Source organism: Streptomyces sp. NPDC055099, from assembly GCF_053607685.1.
On record NZ_JBSGUA010000007.1, the window covers coordinates 370,282 to 394,845 of the forward strand.

Here is a 24,564-nt window from a genome sequence, read left to right on the forward strand (position 1 = left end):
TTGATGGCCGAAGACCGCGCACTGACCGTGCGGGCGCTCCTGGACACCGTGCGGGCCGAGGGACGGACCTCGCTGACGGCCCCGGAGGGCAAGATCCTCGCGGACGCGTACGGGATCGCCGTGCCGGGCGAGGAACTGGCGACGGACGTGGACGAGGCGGTGGCGCACGCGGCCCGCTTCGAAGGGCCCGTCGTCATGAAGATCGTCTCCCCCGACATCCTGCACAAGACCGACGCGGGCGGCGTCATCGTCGGCGTGGAGGGCGCCACCGACGTACGGGCCGCCTTCTGCGAAATCGTGAACAACGCGCGCGCGTACGCGCCAGAGGCACGTATCGAGGGTGTGCAGGTGCAGGAGCTGCTCCCCTCCGGCCAGGAAGTGATCGTCGGGGCGGTCACCGACCCGACGTTCGGGAAGGTCGTCGCCTTCGGGCTCGGCGGCGTACTCGTCGAGGTCCTCAAGGACGTCACGTTCCGGCTCGCGCCGGTCGACGCGGACGAGGCCGCCTCGATGCTCGACTCCATCCGCGCCGCGGAGGTCCTGCGCGGCGTGCGCGGAGCGCCCGCGGTGGACCGGTGGGCCGTGGCCGAGCAGATACGCCGGGTGTCCCAACTGGTCACCGACTTCCCGGAGATCGCCGAGGTGGACCTCAACCCGGTGATCGCCACTCCGGAGGGTGCGATCGCCGCGGACATCCGCGTCATCCTCTCCGGAGGAGCCACGAAACAGCGCCGTACGTACACGCGCGAGGAGATGCTCACGTCGATGCGGCGGCTGATGGAGCCCCGCTCCGTCGCCGTGATCGGCGCCTCCAACGAGCAGGGCAAGATCGGCAACTCGGTGATGCGCAACCTCATCGACGGCGGCTTCTCCGGCGAGATCCATCCGGTGAACCCCAAGGCCGATGACATCTTGGGCCGCAAGGCGTACAAGAGTGTCACGGACGTTCCCGGTGAGGTGGATGTGGCGGTCTTCGCGATCCCCGCAAAGTTCGTGGCGTCGGCCTTGGAGGAGGTGGGTCGCAAGGGCATCCCCAACGCGGTCCTGATCCCCTCCGGATTCGCCGAGACCGGCGAAGAGGCCCTCCAGGACGAGATCGTGGAGATCGGCGAACGGCACGGGGTGCGGCTGCTCGGCCCCAACATCTACGGCTACTACTCGACGTGGCAGGACCTGTGCGCCACGTTCTGCACGCCGTACGACGTCAAGGGCGGGGTCGCCCTGACCAGTCAGTCCGGCGGCATCGGAATGGCCATCCTCGGTTTCGCACGCACCACGAAGACGGGCGTATCGGCGATCGTCGGACTCGGCAACAAGTCCGACCTGGACGAGGACGACCTCCTCACGTGGTTCGGCGAGGACCCCCGCACCCAGTGCATCGCCATGCACCTGGAGGACCTCAAGGACGGCCGCGCCTTCGTGGAGGCCGCGCGGGCGACCGTCCCGAAGAAGCCCGTCGTGGTCCTGAAGGCCGGGCGTACGGCCGCCGGGGCGAAAGCCGCCGGCTCGCACACCGGGGCCCTGGCCGGCGATGACGCCGTGTACGACGACATCCTCAGGCAGGCGGGCGTCATCAGGGCGCCGGGGCTCAACGAAATGCTGGAGTACGCGCGCGCGTTGCCGGTGCTCCCCACCCCGCAGGGCGACAACATCGTGATCATCACGGGCGCGGGCGGCTCCGGGGTGCTGCTCTCCGACGCGGTGACCGACAACGGGCTGCGGCTCATGGAGATCCCCGACGACCTGGACGCGTCCTTTCGCACCTTCATCCCGCCCTTCGGGGCGGCGGGAAACCCCGTCGACATCACCGGGGGCGAGCCTCCGGCGACGTACGAGGCGACGATCAGGCTCGGCCTCGAGGACCCGCGCATCCACGCCCTCGTCCTGGGCTACTGGCACACCATCGTGACCCCTCCCATGGTCTTCGCCGAACTGACGGCCCGCGTGATCGCGGAGTTCCGTGAGCGCGGCATCGAGAAGCCCGTCGTGGCATCCCTGGCGGGCGACGTCGAGGTGGAGGAGGCCTGCCAGTACCTCTTCGAGCGGGGCGTCGTGGCGTATCCGTACACCACGGAGAAGCCGGTCGCCGCGCTCGGCGCGAAGTACCGGTGGGCCCGAGCGGCCGGCCTGTTGGGGGGCGGTCGATGAGGTGACCGGTGTTGGGTCCTGCCGGCGGTGCGCGTCGTCAGGACCCGGGACCCGTGCGCACACGAAAGGTATTGGACAGGGGGCGCTGGCCAGGATCTTTTCGACGCAAGGGGTGCTGAACCAACATGACGACAACTGACATACCCACAGCCGTCCCCTACCGGGAGGTGACGGACGCCAACGGCCGGATGTACCGGGTCGGCGAAACCGACATCGACCTCATGGGCCGTAAGCGCAAGTGGATGGTCATTCTGCCGTGGATCGGCATGATGGGCATCAGCTCGGCCGAGTACGCATTCGCCTCTGCCGAGGACACCCTGCACACCGCGCATTCCTGGGGCGACACCCATATCTTCTGGATGCTGGGCGTATGGGTCTTCTTCCAGGCCGCGGTGGCCTTCCCCGCGGGCAAGCTGCGCGAGAGCGGAAAACTTCCGGCGCGCTGGGCGATGATGTGCGGCGCTCTCGGCACGCTCCTGGGCTATCTGTCACTGGCGTTCGCACCACATGTCGTCGTCGCCTACATCGGCTTCGGCATGTTCAGCGGTATGGGCGCCGGAATGGTGTACGCGACCTGCGTGAACATGGTGGGCAAGTGGTATCCCGAACGGAAGGGAGGCAAGACCGGATTCGTCAACGGCGGATTCGCCTACGGTTCGGTGCCGTTCGTGTTCATCTTCACCGGCTACATGGACCTGACGAACTTCCGCTGGGTGCTCGTGTCCGTCGGCCTCTTCCTCGCGGCGATGGTCGCCGTGGCGGGTTACTTCTTCCAGGACCCGCCGAAGAACTGGTGGCCGGCCGACGTGGACCCGCTGCGCCCGCCGACGGACCCGCGGGCCAGGCGCGCGCTGGCGATGAACCCGCCCGCCGTGCGGCAGTACACGCCGAAGGAGGCGTGGCAGACCGGACGTGTCGCGCTGATGTGGTTCTGTCTGCTGTGCACGTCGGGCGTGAACATCTTCGGCATCGCATTTCAGGTGGACATCGGAAAGGAAGCCGGATTCGCCGGCGGAATCGTCGCGACGGCCATGTCCTTGAAGGCCATCGTCAACGGCACGGGCCGAGGCGTCATCGGCTGGCTCTCTGACCTCTACGGACGTAAACGCTGCCTGATCTTCGTCTGCATCGTCCTGGGCCTTTCCCAGTACGGCATCCTGTGGTCGGCGAACATCGAGAACCTCCCGCTGTTCCTGGTCTTCTCCAGCATCTCCGGCTTCGGCGGCGGCGCCATCTTCCCGATGTTCGCGGCGATGACGGCGGACTACTTCGGCGAGAACAACAACGCCTCCAATTACGGTCTGGTCTACAGCTCCAAACTGGTCTCGGGACTTCTCGGCTCCGGCATGGGTGCCGTCGTGGTGAGCAACTGGGGCCACTCCGGAGCCTTCACCCTGGCCGGTTCCATCTCCCTGTTCGCCGGATTCATCGCGCTCTTCCTCTCCCAACCGGGAAGGCCCAAGGACAAAGGCATCAAACCCAATCCACAACCCCTCGGCGAGGAGATGGCCTGACGGCACGATCGGTGATCGTGATCCGGGTGACGTCAAACAGCTCTCGCCGCGCGTCTTTCGCGCGGCGAGAGCTGTTTGTGCGTGCACTTCAACGCAACTTGTCAGCGCTTCTTGCGAAGTACCGCCAAGTTGTCGTAGCCGATCTTCGCGAGCTTCAGGGACTGGCCTGCATCGATGGCGCTGGGCGCGTTGTCCTGCTCGACCATGGGGTTGTGGTAATTCTTCTCGCCCACACGGCTGAAGAAGGTGCGGTAGTCGATGACACCCTCACCGAAGGCCACCATGTCGTAGCCCTGACCGCTGGTGTCGTTGCGCGTGCCGTCCTTGGCGTGGAACAGCGGGTAGCGCTTGTTGTTGCGGCTGACCAGCGCGGCCGGGTCGAAGACCTTCCTCCGCTGCGAGCCGTCGTGCGCGGTGTACGTGTGGAACTTGTACTGCGCGACGTGCGCCCAGTAGACATCCATCTCCAGCCAGACCGACCTCGGGTCGGTGGCCTTGAGGAAATACTCCAGTTTGCGGATGCCGGAGCTGCGGGTCGGGCGGCCCTGCGCGTCGAGCGGGCCGCCGTCGAGCAGGAATCCGTACGCCGCGTCGTGGTTGTGGGTGTAGAGCTTGATGCCTGCCTTGCGCGCGATGGCGCCCATGGCGTTCCACTTGTCGGCGGCGACATCCCAATCGGCCTTGTACGAGCTGTTGGTGGGGTCACCCCCGGTGCCCATGTGGTCCATGCCGAGGATGTTGGCGATCTCCAGGTGCTTCTTGAACGTGTCGAGGTCGGGCTGCGTGAGCGGCCATGACCCCGGTATGAAGCCGTGGTTGCCCTGGGCGCGCAGCCCGTACTCGTCGAGCCACGAGCGCAGCAGTTTGGCGCCGGCGACGGACTCCAGACTGGCTCCGCCGGGGGCGTTGGCGTGCTGGCCGTAACCCGCGAACTCGACCTGCTTGTACCCGTAGCGGGCCAGCTCCTTGAACACCTCGCGGAAGCCGGAGGGAAGGGTGCTGGCGAGCGGGTCGCGGCCGGTCGCGTCACGCACCGTGTAAAGGATGATGCCGCGCTTCTTCGCGGGGACCAGGTCACGGCCGTGGCCGTGGCCATGACCCCCCTTGGTCTGCGACTGGGCGAGGGCCGGTGCGGCGCCGAACACGGGCGCGGCGATGGCGCCGGCGCCGACGGCGGTGCATGTGCTGAGGAAGCGGCGGCGGTTGACGCCGAGGCGCTGTCTGAGGGCCTCGTCGGCGGCGGAAGTCTCGTGGATGTCGGTCACGGGTGCCTCTCCTGGATCTGGGGCTCTTGGACTCTTGGGCTTTTGGGGCTCTGGGACTGTCGGGGTTTTCCCTGATCTTTCGACGTGCGAACCCACGCCACTGGCGCGTTGTCAGTGACGCGTGCTTCACTCTCTGTAACTGCTCCTCAGCCCAGGCCGGCCAGGTCGAGGAGAAGGGATTTCACGGCGGTGGCCGCGATCCGGTCGCCAAACGCATGGGGGGTGGAGCTGATGATGAGCGGACCGTCGTCGTCGCTCAGGGGGAGGCGGCCGTGGCTGCCTCGAATAGGTGACGCGTCCAGGGGCACGACCGCCATGCGATAGCGCATGCCGAGCTTCTTGCGGGCCAGCGCGGACGCGGCCTTGACGCGGACGTAGGGGTCCTCGGGGTCCATGAAGAGCTCGACGGGGTCGTAGCCGGGTTTGCGATGGATCTCGACGAGCTGCGCGAAGTCGGGCGCGCGGTCGTCGTCGAGCCAGTAGTAGTACGTGAACCAGGCGTCCGGCTCCGCGACGGCGACGAGTTCGCCGGAGCGCGGGTGGTCCAGGTGGTGGGCCTTCTTGCCCTCGTCGTCGAGGAGTTGCTCGATGCCGGGCAGGTCGGCGAGTGCCTGGCGCGTGACCTCCAGGTCCTCGGGCCTGCGCACGTAGATGTGGGCGATCTGGTGATCCGCGACGGCGAAGGCGCGCGACGTCATGGGATCCAGGTACTCCATGCCGTCCTGCGTGTGCACTTCGAGCAGACCGGCACGGCGCAGGGCGCGGTTGATGTCGACGGGGCGGTCCACGCGGGTGATGCCGTACTCGGACAGGGCGACGACGGTGCGGCCCTCGGCCTTCGCCTCGTCGAGGAGGGGGGCGATGGTCGCGTCGAGTTCGGCGGCGGCCCGGTGGGAGCGCGGGTCGTCGGGACCGAAGCGCTGCAGGTCGTAGTCGAGGTGCGGGAGGTAGCAGAGGGCCAGGTCGGGGTGGCGGGTGCTGATGATGTGGCGGGTGGCGTTCACGATCCATCGGCTGGAGACGATGTCGGCGCCGGGGCCCCAGAAGTGGAAGAGGGGGAACGTGCCGAATTTCTCGGTGAGTTCGTCGTGCAGGGCCGGGGGCCGGGTGTAGCAGTCGGGTTCCTTGCGGCCGTCGGCGTAGTAGACGGGACGGGGGGTGATGGTGATGTCGGTGTCGGCACCCATGGCGTACCACCAGCAGATATTGGCGACGGTGTAGCCGGGATGGGCGCGACGGGCGGCGTCCCACAGCTTGTCGCCGGCGACGAGGCCGTTGTGCTGGCGCCACAGGAGTACGTCGCCGAGTTCGCGGAAGTACCAGCCGTTGCCGACGATGCCGTGCTCGGCGGGGGTGGTCCCGGTGAGGAAGGTGGACTGGGCGGCGCAGGTGACGGCGGGCAGGACCGTGCCGAGCGGGGCCCGGCAGCCGGACTGGCCCAGGGACTTGAGGTGCGGCATGTGGTCGAGGAGACGGGGGGTGAGGCCGACGACGTCCAGGACGAGGAGGGGTGTGGGGCTCATGGGAGTTCCTTCAGGCCGAGGTCCGTCAGGAGATCGCGGGCAAGGGTGAGCTCGGCGGCGATTCCGTCGGCGAGCTGGGGGCGGGAGCGGGGGCGCAGCTCGGGCGGCAGCGCCTGCCAGGTGTAGGTCTCGACCTCGAGGTGCCGGGTGCGGGGGTCGGGTCCGCCGACCAGGAGGGAGAGGGTTTCCTTGAGTACGGGGAGCGTAGAGGTGAGCGGCGGCGCGGGAGGCGCGTGCAGGGGGACGTGGAAGTGGGCGCGCCAGGGTGCGCTGTCGGGCAGGGAGTCACCAGCGAGGGATTCACCGAGGTCGTCGGTGCCGCGCAGTCCGGCCGCGGTGCGGGTGCGGGTCTGGTGCAGGAAGCGCGGTTCGTCGAAGGCGGCGAGTGCCTCACGTACTTCGGGGAGATGGGGGTGTTCGGCGTGCAGGGCCGCGGAGAGCTGCGACTTGACGACGGGGATGCCCGCAGCGGCGAGTGCGTCGAGTGCGGTCCGCGGGTCCTCGAAGGAGGTGGCGAGGTGACAGGTGTCGACGCAGATACCGATGCGGTCGTGGCCGATCGCGGCGAGGGGGGCGATCGCGTCCTCCGTGGTCTCCACCGTGCAGCCCGGCTCCGGTTCGAGACCGACGCGGATCGACTTGCCGGTCAGCTCCGCGAGGGCGTCGAGGCGTTGGGCGAGCGCGGTGAGTGCGATGCGGGCGGATTCGGCGTGCGTGGCGTCGAACGGGGTGCGCCAGGCGAGAGGGAGGGTGGAGATGGTGCCCTCGGTGACGTCGTCCGGGAGGAGGGCGGCAAGGAGTCGGGCCAGGTCAGTCGTGTGGGACAGCCGTTCGGGGTCGGTCCAGTCCGGTTTGTAGACCCGGTACTTGACCTCTTCCGCACCGAACCCTTCATACGGGAAGCCGTTGAGGGTGACGACCTCGAGGCCGCGCCGGTCGAGTTCGCAACGCAGGCCGCGCAGCGCGGCCGGATCGGTGACCAGGGCGTGCGCGGCGTCCTTGGCGAGCCACAGGCCGATGCCCAGACGGTCCCTGCCGAGCCGTTTGCGTACGGGTTCGCAGTGGTCGCGGAGTTGGGCGAGGACGCCGTCGAGGGTCTCGGCGGGGTGGACGTTGGTGCAGTACGCGAGGTGGACGACGCTGCCGTCGGGGTGCCGGAAGCGCATGTCTCACTCCCCGCCGCGGAGGATGGAGTTGCCCTCGTGGGTGCCTTCGGTGTCCGTGACGTCGAGCGCGAGGCGGCCGCTGAGTCCGTAGAAGGCGACCGGGTTGCGCCAGAGCACCAGGTCGACGTCGTCCTCGCTGAACCCGGAGGCGAGCATGGCGTCGGCGACCTTGCGGGTCTTGAGCGGGTCGCTCTTGCCCCAGTCGGCGGCCGAGTTGACCAGGACCCGCTCGGGCCCGTGGTCGCGCAGGATGGCCACCATCCGGTCCTCGTCCATCTTGGTGTCGGGATAGACGGAGAAGCCGAGCCAGCAGCCGCTGTCCTTGGCCTCCTTGACGGTGGTCTCGTTGAGGTGGTCGATCAGGACGCGGTCCAGGGGCAGCGCGGACTCCCGGACGACGTCGAGGGTGCGGCGCAGTCCCGCCAGCTTGTCGCGGTGCGGGGTGTGGACCATCGCGGGCAGTTCGTGGTCGGCGGCGAGCTGGAGCTGGGCGGTGAGCGCGGCGTCCTCGGCGGGTGTCATGGAGTCGTAGCCGATCTCACCGACGGCCACGACGTTGTCCTTGACGAGATAGCGGGGCAGTTCGTCCAGGACGGGGGTGCAGCGGGGGTCGTTCGCCTCTTTGGGGTTGAGGGCGATGGTGCAGTGGTGGGCGATGCCGTACTGGGCCGCGCGGAAGGGTTCCCAGCCGAGGAGCGAGTCGAAGTAGTCGAAGAAGGAGGCGGGTGAGGTGCGGGGCTGACCCAGCCAGAACGCGGGCTCGACGACGGCACGGACGCCTGCGGCGTACATGGCCTGGTAGTCGTCGGTGGTACGGGACGTCATGTGGATGTGGGGGTCGAAGATGCGCATCAGGACTCCTGCTCCTCGCCGGTGGAAGGGGTCGTGGGGGCCGGGGGCGCCACCGCGGCCGAGGGGGCCGTAGGGGCGGTCAGGGCCAGGACGCGGTGCAGATCGCCGGGGACGGCGCGGCCGGCGGCGGTGCGTTCGCCGGCGTAGTCGCCGAGCATGCGGGCGAGCTCGGCGTCGGCGGCGGCCCTGCGGTCCAGTTCGGCGACGGCTTCCATGGGGACGCCGGTGAACAGGCACTTCAGGACAGCGTGACGCCAGTCGTGTGAGGGGAGGTGCCGGGCGGCGTACGGGCCGACGGCGGCGGCGACGAGCCGCGTGTCGTTGGTGCGCAGGGCGTCCTCGACCAGGGGCAGCGCCTCGGGGCCCTGGACCAGGTGGGGCAGGGCGCGCAGGACGGCGCGGCGTTCGGCCGCGGTGCCTTGGCCGTAGATGCGGGTGAGGGTGGCCGGATCCGCTGCGGCCGCGTGCAGGAGCAGGACGCGGGCAGCGTCGGCGTGGTCCTGGCCGCAGCGTCGGCCGGCCTCGGCGAACCGCAACTCCCATACGGGGGTGGCCCTTTGGTCCGGCCTGTCGCGGTGGGCGGCGGCCTCCGCGGTGGCCTGGTCGAGCCAGGCGCGGGCGGCTCCGCCGAGGGTGGCTTCGAGGCGGGTGCGGAGGTCGTCGATGACGGGGGCTTCGGTCACGGGGTTCCTCCTCCGGCCGGGGTGGGGATCGGCGCTGTGCGGTTCGCTTCGGTGGCCGCCTTGTGCAGGAACTCGATGGAGTGGGAGGCGAGTTGTGGGCCCGCGTGGGAGTGGCGGGGAAGTTCGACGACGGTGAGGCCCTGATAGCCGGTGGAGGCCAGGGCTTCGAGGACGGGCGGGAAGTCGATCTCGCCGTCACCGAACGGGAGATGTTCGTGGACGCCGCGGCGCATGTCCTCGATCTGGACGTGCCGCAGCCAGGGGGCGGCGGCGCGTACGCAGTCGGCGGGCGACTGCAGTTCGAGGCACTGGCAGTGGCCGATGTCGAGGGTGAGGCCCAGGAGCTGGGGGTCAGGGTCGCCCAGTTCGTGACGGAGCCGGTGGAAGTCGGCGAGGGTGGAGAGGAGGTGGCCGGGCTCGGGTTCGATGGCCAAGGGCACGTTGGCGCCGGACGCTGCGTCGAGGACCGGGCCGAGGGTTTCGGCGAGCCGCTGCCAGGCGGCGTCCTCCGGGGTGCCTTCGGGGGTGATGCCGCTGAAGCAGTGCACGGCGTGGGCGCCCAGGTCGGCGGCTACCTGCACGGCACGGACCAGCAGGCGGACGCGGGCGGCGCGGGCGTCCGGGTCGGGGTCCAGGAGCGAGGGGCCGTGCTTCCGGCGCGGGTCGAGCACGTAGCGGGCGCCGGTCTCGATCGTCACCGTCAGACCGAGGCGTTCCAGGCTGCGGGCCACGTGGCGGGTGCGGGCGGCGAGGTCGGGGGCGAGGGGATCGAGGTGCATGTGGTCGAGGGTGAGTCCGACGCCGGCGTAGCCGAGGTCGGCGAGGAGTCCGAGAGCATCGTCGAGCCGCAGGTCGGTCAGGCCGTTGGTGCCGTATCCGAAGCGGAGGGAGTGCGGGGTGGCCTGCGGGGCGACTGTTCGGGCCGTCGTATGGGTCATGTGACGCTCACCTTCCGACCGAACTTGCGGGCCGCCGGGGCCAGCGCGGCGGTCAGCAGGGCGGGGCCCAGGGCGCCGGTACGGGCGGAGAGCGCGGCCTGGAGCGGGATCATGGCTCGGATGCCGCCGCCCACGGCCCGCTGGGTGAGCTGGGGTGACGGGTTGAGCGCGGCGTGGAAATAGGGCCTCGCCGCGGTGGCCGCGTAGGTGACGGCGAGCGCGGCCTGAACAGCAGCACGAGCCCCGGACCGCCAGGCACCACCGGCCCGGCGGGCACCACCGGTGCGGCTAACGGTCCGCCAGGCACTGCCGGTCCGTCCCGAAGCCCCCGACGCGCTGCCGGGCCACCCCGAGGCGGGGCCCGACACGCCGCCGGTGCGCCAGGCTAGGCCCACCGCCTGCCCGGCCGCCTGCCCCACCGGGTGGCCTCGTGGCGGCTCTCCCGGAGTGGGGCCCGGCAGACCGCGGGTGGCTGTTCCGCCGCGGTGTGCCGGGAGTTGGGAGGTTCCTGTGCCGGTGCTCATGTCGGTGCCGACGGTCGTGCTGGCGTCGGTGCCGATGGTCGTGCCGGTGTCGGCGGGACCAGGGCTGCCGTCAGCACCGCCGCTTGGGGCCAGTAGTCGCGTGAGCGCGGCTGTCGCGGCGAGTGCTGCCAAAGGAGCCGCCGTAGAGCCACCCTGTGCCTCTCGGCGCGAGACCGCGGTCACCGCGAGGGTGTGGGCGCCGAGCACGAGAGCGGAGGGCGCGGCAGCACGCAGGCCGAGGCGGGCGCCGCGGCCACGTGGCCCGGCGCTCACCACCCCCGCCGAAGTAGCCGCCGCCCCCAGAAGCAAGTCCAGGCAGCGCGCCCCAGCCATGGCCGCCGGGCCCGCCGGAGTATGTTTGAGGCCCAGGTCGTAGGCCCACACCGTGGCCGCCAAGGCGCCCGCCACCGTCAGGGCGGGGCGTCCCGCACAGGCGGCCAGGGCCAGGCCCCCCGCAGTCAGGGCCGCCGCCGCGCCCAGGGCAACCGGTGGAGCGATGCGGCCGGACGGCAGCGGGCGGTGAGGGCGTTCGATCGCGTCCTCCTCCCGGTCCGCCCAGTCGTTGAGGGCCATGCCCGCTTCGTAGAGGGAGAGTGAGGCAGCGATGGCCAGGAGCGTGCGGCGGTTGGGGTTGAGCCCCGTCGCCGCCGCACCGGCCAGGGCGTCGCCCGGGACGGTGAACAGGGCGGAGACACGCAGCAGTTCCGCCCAGTCGCGCCCTGTCCCCAGCGAAGTTCCGCCCCCGATACCGGCACCGGCACCGGCACCGATACCGCCACCAGCACCGGCACCCGCACCCGCACCCGCACCCGCACCCGCACCCGCACCGATACCACCTCCAGAACCGGCAGAACCACCAGAACCAGCAGAACCGCCAGAACCGGCAGAACCCCCAGAACCGCCAGAGCTGCCAGAACCGCCAAAACCACCCCCAACCCCCTCCACGCCCCCAGCCCCCTTCACGCACTCACCCCCCGCAGCCGCGAAGCGAAGCCCACCAGCGCCTCGTACTGCTCGGCCAGCGCCGATGAGGAGCCGTCGTCCGGGTCCTTGAAGTAGAAGCCCAGTTCACCCAACGGGCCGCTCAGGCCTGCCTCGTGGGCGCGGGCCGTCAGGCGGGCCAGGTCCAGGATCAGTGGCGCCGCCAGGGCCGAGTCGCAGCCCTGCCAGGTCGTCTGCAGGACCATCCGCGCGCCGAGGAACCCGTCGAACGCGATGTGGTCCCAGGCGGTCTTCCAGTCGCCGAGCGACGGGACGTCGTCGATGTGGACCTCGCCCTCCGGGGCGGAGCCCAGCGTGTCGGCGAGGACCCGTTCCTTGCCCGCGTTCTTCGCCGCGGCCGCGGCCGGATCCGCGAGGGCGGCGCCGTCGCCGCCGCCCAGGAGGTTCGTGCCGGACCAGGCGCGGACGGCCAGCGCACGCTGGGCGAACATCGGGCCGAGGACCGAGCGGAGGAGGGTCTGGCCCGTCTTGCCGTCCCGGCCCGCGTAGGGAAGCCCGGACGATGCCGCCGGGGACGCGAGCGCCGGGTGGTGCAGGCCCGCCGACGGGGTGAAGTTCACGTACGGGCAGCCCGCCCGCAGCGCCGCCGCCGCGTAGAGCGAGCTGGCGGGCAGCCGCCCCTCGCCCTCCGCCGGCACCGGTTCCGTCGACGCCACGTTCACCACCACCGCACGGGCGAGCCCCCGACGGCGTACGAAGTCGCGGAGGTCGGCGGCGAAGGACTCGATCAGTTCCTCGTCCGTCCTGGTGTCGGAGTCCCCGGGGCGCGGCCCGCCCATGCGGATCTCCGCGTCCGCCGCGGCCAGTTCGGCCCCCACCGCCGAGGGGACGCCGTGCGGGAGCACGCCCCCGGCGGCCAGTTGCTCCGCCCGCTTGGGCAGCGGGCACTCCAGCACGTCGTGGCCGCCGAAGACGAGCGACGACAACGTTGGCAGACCACAGTCCGCGAACGGCGAGGTCTCCGTGACCATGCCGGTCGGCGGATGGAGCCCGGCCGTCACGGCGGCGCATCCCGCGACAGCCGTCGTGGCGACCGAACCGCGCGCCCCGATCAGCCACACCCCGGTCGGCCCGCCACCCGAAGCACCAGTACCGGTAACAGCACCAGCACCAGCACCCGGTGAATCAGAAGAACCGCTAGAGGAAGAGTTGGACATGGCTGCCTCCTGTCGTGCACGCGGCGAAACCCGCGGGGATGGGACGGCGGACGGGGATAAGACGGCGGGCGGAGGTCCGGCGTCCTCCGCCCGCCGCCGTCTAGCGGCCCACGCCGGACGCGGTGCGGGCCGGCAGGTCCTTCACCCGGATGTCGCGGAAGGAGACCTGGTCATCGGCACCGTGGTTCTGGATGCCGATGTGACCGTCCTTGAGGCTCCTCGCCGGATCCGTGTTGGTGTAGTCGTTGATCTTCACTCCGTTGAGATAGATCCGAAGGCGTTCGCCCTCGACCCGGAGTTCGTACGTGTTCCACTCCCCCGCCGGATTCAGCGCCTTGTCGCGCTTCTTCAGGTCGGCGGACTTGAAGCCGTAGACGGAGCCCGTGGTCTTCTCCGGGACGTCGGTGGCGTCGATCTGGATCTCATAGCCGTTGTTCACGGCCGACCAGGGGTCGTCGGAGGGCGGGAAGCCCACGAAGATCCCCGAGTTGTCGTCGCCGTCCATGCGCCAGTCCAGCTTGAGGGAGTAGGAGCCGAGCTCCTTCGCCCCGTCGTACCAGAGCATGCCCATGCCGCCGACGGTGGTGAGGGTCCCGTCCTTCTCGTTCAGCTCGAACGAACCGGGACCCGCCTGCTTCCAGGCCTCCAGGGACTTGGCCGTGCCGTCGAAGATCGGCGTGTAGCCCTTCTCCGGGCGGCAGTCGGCCTGGGCCGCGCCCGCCGCCCAGCGGATTCCGCCGAGCAGATGGGTGCGGAACGCGGGATCGGCGAACGACTCCTTGGTGTGGCCGCTGCCCGTGTAGAAGGAGCGGCCCCCCTGGTAGTCCTGGCACCAGGCGATGGGATGGTCGCCGGACATCGAGCCGCCCGTGTAGGACGACTCGTCGAGCGAGGCAAGGACATGGGCCCGGTCCCGCGGGTTGGAGCGGTAGTTGTACCACTCGTCGGTCCGTTCCCAGATCCCCGGCAGATGTGCCGTGGACGGGTGCCCGTGGTCCTCGACCCGCACCTTCGCGGGCTGGATCGCGGGGTGCGACTGGAAGTACGCGCCCGCGAGTCCGCCGTAGAAGGGCCAGTCGTACTCGGTGTCGGCGGCGGCGTGCACGCCCACGTACCCGCCGCCCCTCTTGATGTAGCCCTCGAAGGCGCTCTGCTGCTTGCCGTCGAGGACGTCGCCGGTCGTGGAGAGCCAGATCACGGCGTCGTACTTCGCGAGGTTCTTGGCCGTGAAGGCCTTGGCGTCCTCGGTGGCGTCGACCGTGAAGCCGTTGGCCGCGCCCAGCTCCTTGATGGCCGTGATGCCCTCGGGGATCGAGTCGTGGCGGAAGCCCGCGGTCTTGGAGAAGACCAGGACCTTCTCGCCCGCCGCGGACCCCGTGGCCGACCCCGTGGCCGACCCGGAACGCTCCGGCTCGGAGGCCGCCGGACCCGATACGCAGCCGATGAGCAGGGCGGCCGTGGCACTGGCGATGGTGATGCGTGCGGATGCCCGCATGGTGGGGTGGCCCCTTCCTCAGCGCGTGGTGAAGGTGAAGTCGTCGACCTCGTACAGGGCACCGGAACCCTTGCCCTTGAAGACGAGGAAGAGCGTCGTCGTCTTCGTGGGCGGCTTGCTGATGGCGGTGCTCACGTCCGCGTACGTCTCCCATCCGCCGGTCGGTGCGACCTTGGCCTTGCCCAGGAGCCTGCCGGTGGCCGATCCGCTGCGGACCTCGATCGTGCCGCCCTCGCCGGCCGACGCGACGCGCGCGGTCAGCTTGGTGGCGTTGCCGAGGATGTAGGGCTTGAAGGAGATCCAGTCGCCGTTGTTGATCTCGCCGACGGTCTTGCCTCCGTGCGCCGGGGTGTGGTTCACCACGGAGACGCCCTTGGAGTCGTTGTAGTGCTCGCCCTGGCGGTGCTTGGGCTGGACGACGTTCTGGTCGTGGGTGGTCAGCGCGGGCTGGCCGTTGGCGCCCTTGTCGGTGTACTCGGCGTCGAAGACCCCGAAGATGTTGGCGTTCGGGTCGTGCTCGCCGTCCGCGGACGTCTGGAGGGTGCCCTCACAGCCGTTCGCCGAGGTCACCGGGTGGCCGTGGCTGTCATGGCCGAGGATGTGCGTGACCTTGACCTTCGTGCAGTCGATCGGGCCGTCCTCCTTGTCGGTCACCTTGACCTTGAAGGGGATCTTGTCGCCGAAGGTGAACAGCTGCCCGTCGCCCGGGAGTTCCAGGGTCACCTTGGGCGCGGTGTTGCCGACGGTGACGTGCGCGCTGGCCGAGCCGGTGCGCCCGGTGGAGTCCTTGACGGTCACGGTCGCGGTGTAGACGCCGTTCTTCTTGTACGTGTACGAGGGGTTCTGCTGGGTCGACTTGCCGCCGTCACCGAAGTCCCACGCGTAGGTCAGGGTGCCGCCGTCGGCGTCCGTGGCCTTCGCGGTGAACTTGGTCCTGAGCGGGGCCTGGCCGCTGGTCACGGAGGCGCTCGCCTCGACGACCGGTGAGTGGCCGTCCGTGGCGTTCTCGATGCGGAAGAGGCCGGAGTTCTCGTCGCCGCCGAACCAGGCGGTGCCGTAGTCGAGGACGTACAGCGCGCCGTCGGGGCCGAACTCCATGTCCATGATCTGGGTGCCGGTCCACGGGAACGGGTTGATGGACTGGACGGTGCCGTCCGCGCCGTGCTCGATGCGCTTGATCCAGCGCCGTCCGAACTCGCCGGCGAAGAAGTCGCCGTCGTAGGCCTCCGGGAACTTCACCGGGGAGGTGTTCGCCGCGTCATAGCGGTAGACGGGGCCCGCCATCGGGGACTCGGAGCCGGAGCCGAACTCGGGCACGGAACCGCCGTCGTACGGGATCCAGGCTTCCTGCGCGGCCGGCAGGTCGGTCAGACCGGTGTTGTGCACGGAGTCGTTCTTGGGTGCTGCGCAGTCGAAGGCGGCGCCGGAGGTCTGCGTGGCGAAGTCGTAGTCGATGTAGGCGTCGTTCTTGCCGGTGCAGTACGGCCAGCCGAAGTTGCCCGGCTTGGTCACGCGGGCGAACTCGACCTGTCCTGCGGGGCCGCGCTTGGGGTCGGCCGCTCCCGCGTCGGGGCCGTAGTCACCGACGTAGACCGTGCCGGTGGGCTTGTCGACGCTCATGCGGAAGGGGTTGCGGAAGCCCATCGCGTAGATCTCGGGGCGGGTCTTGTCCGTGCCCGGCGCGAAGAGGTTGCCCTCCGGGACGGTGTACGAGCCGTCGTCGGCGACCTTGATGCGCAGGATCTTGCCGCGCAGGTCGTTGCTGTTGCCGGCGCTGCGGCGGGCGTCGAAGGCGGGGTTGCGGTCCGGGCGCTCGTCGAGCGGCGTGAAGCCGTCCGAGGCGAAGGGGTTGGAGTCGTCGCCCGTCGACAGGTAGAGGTTGCCGTCCTTGTCGAAGTCGATGTCGCCGCCGACGTGGCAGCAGATGCCGCGGGTCGCGGGGACGTCGAGGACCTTCTTCTCGCTGGCGTTGTCGAGGGTGCCGTCGGCCTTCAGGACGAAGCGGGAGAGGCGGTTGACGCCGTCGAACTTCTTGAAGTCCTCGGCCGTGCCGGTCTCCGGGGCGTCACCCGCCGGGGTGTCGAGCGGGGGCGCGTAGTAGAGGTAGATCGCGCGGTTCTCGCTGAACTTCGGGTCGAGGCCGACGCCCTGGAGGCCCTCTTCGTCGTGGGTGTAGACCGGTATCTTGCCCGCGATCTTGGTGTTGCCCGCCGCGTCCGTGAGACGCAGCGTTCCGTCGCGGGAGGTGTGCAGGACGGACCGGTCGGGCAGGACGGCGAGTGTCATGGGCTCGCCGGTCTCGGGCTCGCCCTTGGCGAGGGTGACTTGCTGGAAGTCCTCGGCCGCGGCGGCCTTGCCGGTGGACTTGCCGGCGGCCGCCTTGTCCGCCTGGGCCTGGGCGGCACGCACAGCCTCCGGGTCGGCGGCGTTCGCCGTGGGGGCGGTGAGGCTGAGAGTGGCACCGGCCAGCAGGGTGCCGGTGAAGAGGGCGAGGGTCTTGCGAAGGCTGCGGGTGTTACGGAGTCTGAGGCGTTTCCTGTGCACGGAGTTCCTCCGGAAGGGGGACGGTCGTACGCGGGTGTGCTCGAAGAGGGCGCTGGGCGCCGGGGTGCGCCGTCACCCCGGAAAGGTTCATGTCCTGTACACATCAGGGACGGTAGCCACGTTTGTCCGGGACGGAAAGCCCTTGCACAGCAATGAAGTTCAGCTTTTTCCTTGCCCAGGACAAAGTGGCTCCGCGCCACTGCCGCTCGTGGCGGCTCAGTTCCCGCCGAACGCCGCGTCGAAGGACGCCGTCGGCGGCTCGAAGTCGAATGCCTTCAGGCTCTTCAGCGCCTCGGGCGCCCCCTGGAGGCGGTCCATCCCCGCGTCCTCCCACTCGACCGAGACAGGGCCCTCGTACGCGATCGAGCGCAGCATCCGGAACACGTCCTCCCAGGGGACGTCCCCGTGGCCGGCCGACACGAAGTCCCAGCCGCGGCGCGGATCGCCCCACGGGAGGTGCGAGCCCAGGCGCCCGTTGCGGCCGTCCAGACGGCGCCGGGCCTCCTTGCAGTCGACGTGGTAGATGCGGTCCCGGAAGTCGTACAGGAAGCCCACCGGGTCCAGGTCCTGCCACACGAAGTGCGAGGGGTCAAAGTTCAGGCCGAAGGCCGGGCGGTGGTCGACCGCTTCCAGGGCGCGCTGCGTCGTCCAGTAGTCGTACGCGATCTCCGAGGGATGCACCTCATGGGCGAAGCGCACACCTTGTACGTCGAAGACGTCGAGGATCGGGTTCCAGCGCTCGGCGAAGTCGTCGTAGCCGCGCTCGATCATCGACTCCGGCGCGGGCGGGAACATCGCCACCAGGTGCCAGATCGCCGAGCCCGTAAAGCCGACGACCGTGTCGACGCCGAAGGCGGCCGCCGCGCGCGCAGTGTCCTCCATCTCGCGGGCGGCGCGCTGCCGTACGCCCTCGCCGTCCCCGTCGCCCCAGATGCGGGCGGGCAGGATCGCCTGATGCCGCTCGTCGATGATCGCGTCGCAGACGGCCTGCCCGACCAGGTGGTTGGAGATGGCCCAGCACTTGAGGCCGTACTTGTCGAGGAGCTGGCGGCGCGAGTCCAGATAGGAACTGTCGCTCAGCGCCTTGTCGACCTCGAAGTGGTCGCCCCAGCAGGCGAGTTCGAGGCCGTCGTAGCCGAAGTCGCGGGCGAGGCGGCAGACCTCCTCCAGCGGCAGGTCGGCCCACTGGCCGGTGAAGAGCGTGAAGTCGCGGGGCATGAACAGGCCTCCTCAGACCGTGACGGGGGTGGACGCTACGGAGGTGTACACCGAGTTCTTCGCCGCGCTCTCCTCCACCGCGGCGAGCACGCGCTGCACCGAGAGGCCCGCGGCGAAGGACGGTTCGGGCTGCTCGCCGGTGGCGACGGCGTGCAGCAGGTCGCGGGCCTGGTGCACGAACGTGTGCTCGTAGCCGAGACCGTGGCCCGGCGGCCACCAGGCCTCCAGGTACGGGTGGCCCGGCTCGGTCACCAGGATGCGGCGGAAGCCCGAGGACGTGGCGGGCTCCGTGTGATCGTGGAAGGAGAGCTCGTTCAGGCGCTCCAGATCGAAGGACAACGACCCGTCCGAGCCGTTGAGTTCGAGCTCCAGGGCGTTCTTGCGGCCCGCCGCGAAGCGGGTCGCCTCGAAGGAGGCGAGGGCGCCCGAGGGGAAGCGTCCGGTGAAGACCGCCGCGTCGTCCACCGTGACCTGCCCGAGCGCGCTGCCCGCCTCCGCGGTGAGCCCGCTCGACGCCCCCTCGAGCAGCGGACGCTCCCGTACGAACGTCTCCGTCAGCGCCGAGACGCCCGCCACCGGCTCCCCCACCAGGAACTGCGCGAGGTCCACGATGTGCGCGCCCAGGTCGCCGAGCGCACCCGACCCCGCACGGTCCTTGCGCAGCCGCCAGGTCAGCGGGAAGCCGGGGTCGACCAGCCAGTCCTGGAGGTACGTGAGCCGGACGTGCCGCAGCGTGCCGAGCCGCCCTTCGGCGACCATCTGCCGGGCGAGCGCGAGGGCGGGGACCCGGCGGTAGTTGAATCCGACCATCGCCACCTGCCCCCGTGCCCGGGCCCGCTCGGCGGCCTCGACCATCGCCTCGGCCTCCTCCACGGTGTTCGCCAGGGGCTTCTCGCACAGCACGTGCTTGCCCGCGTCGAGCGCCGCGATCGCGATCTCCGCATGGCTGTCGCCGGGCGTGCAGATGTCGATGAGATCGACGTCGTCACGGGCCACGAGGGCGCGCCAGTCGGTCTCCGCGGCCGCCCACCCGAGGCGGTCCGCGGCGGCGCGCACGCCGGCGGCGTCGCGTCCGCAGACCGCCGAGAGGACCGGCTGCACCGGCAGGTCGAAGACGCGTCCGACAGTGCGCCAGCCCTGGGAGTGGGCGGCGCCCATGAAGGCGTAGCCGACCATGCCCACTCCCAGGGGCCGCTTCCCTGTCCCGGCCTCGTGTTCCGTCTCACGCATGCGGTACTCCTCCTCGTAAGTGCTCGGTGGGGGGTGCGGACGCGCGGATCACTTGAAGCCGGTGGACATGTACTTGCCGACGTTCTCCTTGTCGACCACGGCGGAGTAGAGCGTGATGAAGGCCGGGATCTCGAACTCGGCCATCCCGCTGATGCCCTTGCTCTGGCCGAGCGCGCGCGCCAGGTCGATCGCGGAGGCGGCCATCGTCGGCGGGTAGAGCACGGTGGCCTTGAGGACGCTGTCGTCGGACTCGATGGCCTGCATCGCGGAGAGCGCGCCGGCGCCGCCGACCATCAGGAAGTCGTCACGGCCCGCCTGCTTGATGGCGCGCAGGGCGCCCACGCCCTGGTCGTCGTCGTGGTTCCACAGGGCGTCGAAGTTCTTCTGGGCCTGCAGGAGCTGGGACATCTTCTGCTGACCCGACTCGACGGTGAACTCGGCGGCCTGCCGGGCGACCTTCTCGATGTTCGAGTAGTTCTTCAGGGCGTCGTCGAAGCCCTTGGAGCGCTGCTTCGTCAGTTCGAGGTTGTCGAGACCCGCGAGCTCGACGACCTTGGCGTTCTTCTTGCCCTTGAGCTTCTCGCCGATGTAGTGCCCGGCGTTGAGGCCCATGCCGTAGTTGTCGCCGCCGATCCAGCAGCGGTAGGCCTGCGGCGACGCGAAGACCCGGTCGAGGTTGACGACGGGGATGCCCGCCTTCATGGCCTTCAGGCCGACCTGGGTGAGCGCCTTGCCGTCGGCCGGCAGGATGACCAGGACGTCGACCTTCTTGTTGATCAGCGTCTCGACCTGGCCGATCTGGGCGGCGGTGTCGTTCGAGCCCTCGGTGGACTCGAGGGTGACGTCCGAGTACTTCTTCGCCCGCTCCTTGGCGTTGTCATTGATCGCGTTGAGCCAGCCGTGGTCGGCCTGCGGCCCCGCGAAGCCGATGGTGACCTCCTTGCCGGGCTTGTCGTCGGCGACCGGCTGGTCCTTGCTGTCGGAGCCCTCGTCCTTGGGCTCGTTGCTGGTGCACCCCGTGATGAGGGCACCGGTCGACAGGGCGGCGGCTCCGAAGAGCAGTCCTCTGCGGCTCGCGAATGGGGATGTCTCTGGCATGGCGGTGAACCCTTCGGGTCAGGTGGTTGAGGCCGTACGTCGCTGGACCAGCACCGCGGCGACGATGATCGCGCCCTTGGCGATCTGCTGGACTGCGGTCTCCAGGTTGTTGAGCGCGAAGATGTTCTGGATCGTGATGAAGATCAGTACGCCGAGCACGGAGCCGATGATGGTGCCCCGGCCACCGCTGAGCAGGGTGCCGCCGATGATCGCGGCGGCGATGGCGTCGAGCTCGTAGAGGTTGCCGTTGGTGTTCTGGCCGGACCCGGAGAGGACGATGAGGAGGAAGGCCGCGATGCCGCAGCAGAGCCCGGAGAGCAGGTAGAGGTAGAGGCGCTGCCTGCGTACGTCGATGCCGGCGAGCCGTGCCGCTTCCGCGTTGCCGCCGACGGCGACCGAGCGGCGCCCGAAGGTGGTGCGGTTCAGGAGCAGCCAGCCGACGACGGTGACGGCCGCGAAGACCAGCACGAGCGGCGGGATGCCGAGAATGTAGGAGTCGCGTTCGCCCAGCTTCAGCACGCTGTCGACGGTGACCATCTGGGTCTTGCCGTCGGTGATCTCGAGCGCGAGGCCCCGTCCCGAGGCCAGCATCGCGAGCGTCGCGATGAACGGCACCATCCCGCCGTACGCGATGAGCATGCCGTTGACGAGGCCGCAGGCCATGCCGACGACCACCGCGGTGAACAGGATGCCCGCGAAGCCGTACTCCTGGGTGGCGACGGTCGTGGCCCACACGGAGGCGAGGGCGACGATCGCGCCGACGGACAGGTCGATGCCGCCGGAGATGATCACGAACGTCATGCCGACCGTGACGACACCGATGACGGACGCCTGGGTGAGGATCAGCTGGACGTTGTCGGTGTCGAGGAACGAGTCGGGCTGGGTGATGCCGCCGATCAGGATCAGGACGGCGAGCACACCGAGCAGGGACAGCGTCCGCACGTCGGCACGTGCGGTGAGTGTCCGCAACGGGCTTGCGCCGTCCGCCGGTTGACTCTTCGATGCGGCGGGCCGTGGCGGCGATGCGGGCTGCGTCATGACGCCGGGCTCCCTTCGAGTACGAGGTCGAGTACGCGGTGTTCGTCGAGGTCACGGGCGGGCGCCGTATGGACGACGCGGCCCTCGCGAAGGACCAGGACACGGTCGGCGAGGCCCAGGACTTCGGGCACTTCGCTGGAGACGAGCAGGACGGCGAGGCCGTCGTCGGCGAGCCTGCGGATCACGGAGTAGAGCTCGGCGCGGGCGCCGATGTCCACGCCGCGGGTCGGCTCGTCGAGCAGCAGGACGCGGCAGCCGCGGAGCAGCCAGCGGGCCAGGACGGCCTTTTGCTGGTTGCCGCCGGAGAGCGTGCGCACGGGAGCGGTGGGGTTGTCGGGGCGCAGCGAGAGCTCGCGGGTCGCGGTCTGCGCGGCCTTCCTCTCGGCGCCGCGGTCGAGCCAACCGCCGTGCGAGAAGCGGGACATGGAGGAGACGGAGACGTTGTTGGTGACGGACTCCAGCATCAGCAGGGCCTGCGCCTTGCGCTCCTCGGGGGCGAGACCGAGCCCGGCACGGACGGCGGCGCGCACACTGCCGGGCTTCAACACCTGGCCGCCCACGCTGACCTGCCCGGCGGTCGGCTTGCGCGCGCCGTAGATCGTCTCCAGGATCTCGGAGCGCCCGGAGCCGACGAGGCCGGCCAGGCCGACGATCTCGCCGGGGCGCAGATCGAGGTCGAGGGGCTCGAACTCGCCGCCGCGGGCGAGGCCGCGGACCGTCAACACCGGTTCGGTGAGCGGCGGTTCGGTGGGGCGGTCGGGGAAGACGTACTCGACGTTGCGTCCCGTCATCATGGCGACGACCTCGCGGGTCGGGGTCTCCTTCGCCGGAAGGCCGCCTGCCACCGCCCGGCCGTCCTTGAGGACGGTGACGCGGTCGCCGATGCGGCGGATCTCTTCGAGGCGGTGGGAGATGTAGACGACGGCGACGCCGTCCGCGGTAAGATCGCCGACGATGCGGAAGAGGTTGTCGACCTCGTCCGGGTCGAGGGCGGCGGACGGCTCGTCCATGACGATCAGGCGCACTTCGTGGGAGAGCGCGCGGGCCATGGACACGATCTGCTGCTGGGCGGCGGAGAGATCACCGACAAGCGTCCCGGGATCAATCTCCGCATGACCAAGTCGCTTGAGCAGAGCGGCAGTTGACGCCTTTGCGTCCTTGCCGCGCACCACGAAACCCGCCGCTGTCGGCTCATGCCCGAGGTGGACGTTCTCCGCGACCGACAGGCCCTCCACCAGGTCGAGCTCCTGGTAGATGGTGGCGATGCCGAGGCGCATGGCGGCGATCGGCGACTTGAGCGTGGTGCGCTCGCCGCGCCAGGTGATCTCGCCGCCGTCGGGCTGGTGGGCCCCGGCGAGGACCTTGATGAGCGTGGACTTCCCGGCGCCGTTCTGGCCGAGGAGGCAGTGCACCTCACCGGCCTGGACCTGGAGGTCGACGCCGTCGAGGGCACGGACGCCGGGGAACGACTTGGTGATGCCGGACATGGTGAGCAGCGGTGGTTCTGGTGCCATGACGGTTCCCTTGGGCGAATGGGGTATCCCCTGCTCGAGCGCATCCGAGAGCTTGGGGAAGGCCGACGATTTCGGGCAGGGCAGAGCAGGGCGCTGTGCTGGGTGGGGTGTTCTCGACGTGGAGGTACGGGGTCGTGCTGGTCGGAGCGGTTGCGTACGGACCGGCCGTCAGGCCGGCGAGAACAGGTGGTCGCTGATGAGCCGGGCGCCGCCGATGACTCCGGCGGTCGGTCCCAACTCCCCCAGGACGATGGGGAGGTTGCCGGTCGCCAGGGGCAGCGACTGGCGGTAGACCTGGGTGCGGATGGCGGCGAGCAGCGTGTGGCCGAGGCCGGTCACACCGCCGCCGATCACCACGAGGCCCGGGTTGAAGAAGCTGACGAGGCCCGCGATGACCTGACCGGTGCGGTTGCCGCCCGCGCGGATGAGGTCGAGTGCGGTGGCGTCACCGGCTGCGGCGGCCGCGGAGACGTCGATCGCGCTGAGCTTCCCGGCGGCTTCCAGGCGGCTCGCGAGCTCCTGGGAGAGCCCTTGCCCCGCGGCGTCCTCCGCGTCGCGGGCGAGTGCCGCGCCGCTGAAGTACGCCTCCAGGCAGCCCTTGTTGCCGCAGGCGCAGGGCCGCCCGTCCGGTTCGACCTGGATGTGGCCGATGTCGCCCGCGCTGCCGGTCACGCCTCGGTAGACCTCGCTGCCGACGACGATCCCGCAGCCGATGCCGGTGCCGATCTTGACGCAGAGGAAGTCGCCCACGGAGCGTGCGACGCCCGCGTGCTGTTCCCCCATCGCCATTAGGTTCACGTCGTTGTCGACCATGACGGGACAGCCCAGGTCCTGGCTGATGGCCTCCCGTACGGGAAAGCCGTCCCACCCCGGCATGATCGGCGGGGCGACCGGGACACCCTCGGGGAAGCGGACGGGACCGGGGACGCCGATCCCGGCGCCGTCGAACCCTTCCGCGAGTCCGGAGGCCTTCAACTTGGCCGCCATGGCGAGGACTTGCTCGAAGACCGCGACGGGGCCCTCGCGCACGTCCATGGGCTGGTTGATGTGGCCGAGGACCTCCAGCTCGGCATTGGTCACCGCCACGTCGACCGAGGTCGCGCCGATGTCCACGCCGAGGAAGCGGAGGGCGGGGGCCAGGCGGATGTTGTGGGAGCGACGGCCGCCGCGCGAGGCGGCGAGTCCGTCGGCGACCACGAGTCCGGTCTCCAGGAGCCGGTCCACCTCGACGGCCAGCTTCGACCGCGAGAGGTCGACCTGATCGCCCAGCTGGGCACGGGAATTGGGCCCTCCGTCACGCAGCAGCCGCAGCAGTCGCGCCTGGTGCGCATTGGCGGGTCGAGCCGTCATACGTCTCACGCGCCCCTCCCCGCCTCATCGGGCAACTCATGCCGTCACACCCGGCTTTCGTTCTTCTCGCCGGGCTTTCGAGGGGAACGTAGCAGCGCCTGCCGGGAGTGGGAAGAAGTTGCGCACGAATTACCCACGACTTTCTCCAGTCACAGGACAAAGGGGCGGACAGCCGTGGCCCACAGGCATGAACAAAGGGGTACACACGGACCGAGCCGCGGGGGGGGGGGGCCCCAGCGCCGGGGGGACGCGCGGAGGGCCACCCGCGGCGGCAGGATAAAACAGAGCAGAATCGGGAGCAGGGG

18 protein-coding genes are annotated in these 24,564 nt (G+C 70.0%); 2 read left to right on the forward strand and 16 right to left on the reverse strand.

The genetic code is table 11. The annotated features are described in order from the left end of the window. Positions 1-3: 3 nt before the first annotated feature. Together ACWFRU_RS20415 and ACWFRU_RS20420 are read left to right on the forward strand one after the other, a co-directional pair. The gene (locus ACWFRU_RS20415) at positions 4-2,148 is read left to right on the forward strand and encodes an acetate--CoA ligase family protein (protein WP_453688849.1); all 2,145 of its coding nucleotides are present in this window, start codon (positions 4-6) and stop codon (positions 2,146-2,148) included. A 125-nt stretch (positions 2,149-2,273) separates the two neighbouring features. Next, a complete protein-coding gene (locus tag ACWFRU_RS20420) occupies positions 2,274-3,662 on the forward strand; it encodes an OFA family MFS transporter (protein ID WP_453688851.1) in 1,389 nt (462 codons plus the stop codon). A gap of 101 nt (positions 3,663-3,763) precedes the next feature. Here ACWFRU_RS20420 and ACWFRU_RS20425 read toward each other — a convergent pair whose 3' ends face one another. From ACWFRU_RS20425 to ACWFRU_RS20500, 16 genes are all read right to left on the reverse strand, one after another. Beyond that, entirely contained in the window at positions 3,764-4,927 is a 1,164-nt protein-coding gene (locus tag ACWFRU_RS20425; protein WP_453688853.1) for a sugar phosphate isomerase/epimerase family protein, read from the reverse strand. Between the two features lie 146 nt (positions 4,928-5,073). Next, complete coding sequence (locus ACWFRU_RS20430; RefSeq protein ID WP_453688855.1) at positions 5,074-6,450, reverse strand: alkaline phosphatase family protein; 1,377 nt, start codon at positions 6,448-6,450, stop codon at positions 5,074-5,076. Then, complete coding sequence (gene eboE / locus ACWFRU_RS20435; RefSeq protein ID WP_453688857.1) at positions 6,447-7,616, reverse strand: metabolite traffic protein EboE; 1,170 nt, start codon at positions 7,614-7,616, stop codon at positions 6,447-6,449. Before eboE ends, ACWFRU_RS20430 begins: the two co-directional genes overlap by 4 nt. 3 nt (positions 7,617-7,619) lie before the next feature. After that, the gene (locus tag ACWFRU_RS20440; RefSeq protein ID WP_453688858.1) at positions 7,620-8,468 is read right to left on the reverse strand and encodes a TatD family hydrolase; all 849 of its coding nucleotides are present in this window, start codon (positions 8,466-8,468) and stop codon (positions 7,620-7,622) included. Continuing rightward, complete coding sequence (locus tag ACWFRU_RS20445; RefSeq protein ID WP_453688860.1) at positions 8,468-9,151, reverse strand: EboA domain-containing protein; 684 nt, start codon at positions 9,149-9,151, stop codon at positions 8,468-8,470. The genes ACWFRU_RS20440 and ACWFRU_RS20445 overlap by 1 nt, the downstream gene beginning before the upstream one ends. Further along, positions 9,148-10,089 (reverse strand): sugar phosphate isomerase/epimerase family protein, encoded by a 942-nt coding sequence (locus tag ACWFRU_RS20450; protein ID WP_453688862.1) that lies wholly within the window; start codon positions 10,087-10,089, stop codon positions 9,148-9,150. Before ACWFRU_RS20450 ends, ACWFRU_RS20445 begins: the two co-directional genes overlap by 4 nt. Further along, positions 10,086-11,384 (reverse strand): SCO3242 family prenyltransferase, encoded by a 1,299-nt coding sequence (locus ACWFRU_RS20455; protein WP_453688911.1) that lies wholly within the window; start codon positions 11,382-11,384, stop codon positions 10,086-10,088. The genes ACWFRU_RS20450 and ACWFRU_RS20455 overlap by 4 nt, the downstream gene beginning before the upstream one ends. A gap of 188 nt (positions 11,385-11,572) precedes the next feature. Beyond that, positions 11,573-12,772 carry an inositol-3-phosphate synthase gene (locus ACWFRU_RS20460; protein ID WP_453688864.1) on the reverse strand — a complete coding sequence of 400 codons (1,200 nt, stop codon included), beginning with the start codon at positions 12,770-12,772 and terminating at the stop codon, positions 11,573-11,575. A gap of 100 nt (positions 12,773-12,872) precedes the next feature. Beyond that, positions 12,873-14,267 carry a ThuA domain-containing protein gene (locus ACWFRU_RS20465; RefSeq protein WP_453688866.1) on the reverse strand — a complete coding sequence of 465 codons (1,395 nt, stop codon included), beginning with the start codon at positions 14,265-14,267 and terminating at the stop codon, positions 12,873-12,875. 18 nt (positions 14,268-14,285) lie between these two features. Next, positions 14,286-16,811 (reverse strand): PQQ-dependent sugar dehydrogenase, encoded by a 2,526-nt coding sequence (locus tag ACWFRU_RS20470; protein ID WP_453688868.1) that lies wholly within the window; start codon positions 16,809-16,811, stop codon positions 14,286-14,288. Between the two features lie 216 nt (positions 16,812-17,027). Continuing rightward, positions 17,028-18,029, reverse strand: coding sequence for a sugar phosphate isomerase/epimerase family protein (locus tag ACWFRU_RS20475; protein WP_363207726.1), 1,002 nt, complete (start codon positions 18,027-18,029; stop codon positions 17,028-17,030). A 12-nt stretch (positions 18,030-18,041) separates the two neighbouring features. Then, entirely contained in the window at positions 18,042-19,259 is a 1,218-nt protein-coding gene (locus ACWFRU_RS20480; RefSeq protein ID WP_453688870.1) for a Gfo/Idh/MocA family protein, read from the reverse strand. 48 nt (positions 19,260-19,307) lie between these two features. Further along, positions 19,308-20,357: a substrate-binding domain-containing protein gene (locus ACWFRU_RS20485; protein WP_453688872.1), complete on the reverse strand. Its 1,050-nt coding sequence runs from the start codon at positions 20,355-20,357 to the stop codon at positions 19,308-19,310. A gap of 18 nt (positions 20,358-20,375) precedes the next feature. Continuing rightward, positions 20,376-21,395: an ABC transporter permease gene (locus tag ACWFRU_RS20490; RefSeq protein ID WP_453688874.1), complete on the reverse strand. Its 1,020-nt coding sequence runs from the start codon at positions 21,393-21,395 to the stop codon at positions 20,376-20,378. Then, on the reverse strand, positions 21,392-22,909 hold the full coding sequence (locus ACWFRU_RS20495; RefSeq protein WP_453688876.1) for a sugar ABC transporter ATP-binding protein: 1,518 nt from the start codon (positions 22,907-22,909) through the stop codon (positions 21,392-21,394). Before ACWFRU_RS20495 ends, ACWFRU_RS20490 begins: the two co-directional genes overlap by 4 nt. Positions 22,910-23,077: 168 nt before the next feature. Next, the gene (locus ACWFRU_RS20500) at positions 23,078-24,259 is read right to left on the reverse strand and encodes an ROK family protein (RefSeq protein WP_453688877.1); all 1,182 of its coding nucleotides are present in this window, start codon (positions 24,257-24,259) and stop codon (positions 23,078-23,080) included. Positions 24,260-24,564: the final 305 nt, after the last annotated feature.

Excerpts from the sequence above, each read along its gene's own strand:
- ACWFRU_RS20415 (WP_453688849.1), top strand. The coding sequence starts at position 4 with ATGGCCGAAGACCGCGCACTGACCGTGCGGGCGCTCCTGGACACCGTG.
- ACWFRU_RS20420 (WP_453688851.1), top strand. The coding sequence starts at position 2,274 with ATGACGACAACTGACATACCCACAGCCGTCCCCTACCGGGAGGTGACG.
- ACWFRU_RS20430 (WP_453688855.1), bottom strand. The coding sequence starts at position 6,450 with ATGAGCCCCACACCCCTCCTCGTCCTGGACGTCGTCGGCCTCACCCCC.
- eboE (WP_453688857.1), bottom strand. The coding sequence starts at position 7,616 with ATGCGCTTCCGGCACCCCGACGGCAGCGTCGTCCACCTCGCGTACTGC.
- ACWFRU_RS20440 (WP_453688858.1), bottom strand. The coding sequence starts at position 8,468 with ATGCGCATCTTCGACCCCCACATCCACATGACGTCCCGTACCACCGAC.
- ACWFRU_RS20450 (WP_453688862.1), bottom strand. The coding sequence starts at position 10,089 with ATGACCCATACGACGGCCCGAACAGTCGCCCCGCAGGCCACCCCGCAC.
- ACWFRU_RS20460 (WP_453688864.1), bottom strand. The coding sequence starts at position 12,772 with ATGTCCAACTCTTCCTCTAGCGGTTCTTCTGATTCACCGGGTGCTGGT.
- ACWFRU_RS20465 (WP_453688866.1), bottom strand. The coding sequence starts at position 14,267 with ATGCGGGCATCCGCACGCATCACCATCGCCAGTGCCACGGCCGCCCTG.
- ACWFRU_RS20475 (WP_363207726.1), bottom strand. The coding sequence starts at position 18,029 with ATGCCCCGCGACTTCACGCTCTTCACCGGCCAGTGGGCCGACCTGCCG.
- ACWFRU_RS20480 (WP_453688870.1), bottom strand. The coding sequence starts at position 19,259 with ATGCGTGAGACGGAACACGAGGCCGGGACAGGGAAGCGGCCCCTGGGA.
- ACWFRU_RS20485 (WP_453688872.1), bottom strand. The coding sequence starts at position 20,357 with ATGCCAGAGACATCCCCATTCGCGAGCCGCAGAGGACTGCTCTTCGGA.
- ACWFRU_RS20490 (WP_453688874.1), bottom strand. The coding sequence starts at position 21,395 with ATGACGCAGCCCGCATCGCCGCCACGGCCCGCCGCATCGAAGAGTCAA.
- ACWFRU_RS20495 (WP_453688876.1), bottom strand. The coding sequence starts at position 22,909 with ATGGCACCAGAACCACCGCTGCTCACCATGTCCGGCATCACCAAGTCG.
- ACWFRU_RS20500 (WP_453688877.1), bottom strand. The coding sequence starts at position 24,259 with ATGACGGCTCGACCCGCCAATGCGCACCAGGCGCGACTGCTGCGGCTG.